The 215-nt window shown below is 46.5% G+C and carries 1 protein-coding gene; it reads left to right on the plus strand.

From position 1 onward, the window contains the following. Window positions 1–215: virulence-associated E family protein (locus tag HMPREF2983_RS05670; RefSeq protein WP_246829358.1), on the plus strand; the 215-nt coding region annotated here is incomplete at both ends.

A 215-nucleotide genomic window follows, 5' to 3' on the forward strand; every position in this document is an offset into this window, starting at 1 on the left:
ACAGGCAGCAGAAGGTTCCTGCCCTTTGAAGTACTTTCCATAGACATAGAGAAAGCCAAGCGTATTTCAATGGACAATGTCTATGCTGAAGCCAAAGCCCTGCTAAAGTCAGGTTTCCGCTATTGGTTTGATGATGAAGAGATTGCCGAACTATACAGGGAGAGTGAGGACTTTCAGGTACAGACCGCTGAGATGGAACTCTTGCTGCGTTGCTT

Source organism: Prevotella sp. HMSC077E09, assembly GCF_001814685.1.
In the GTDB taxonomy this organism is placed as follows: domain Bacteria; phylum Bacteroidota; class Bacteroidia; order Bacteroidales; family Bacteroidaceae; genus Prevotella; species Prevotella oris.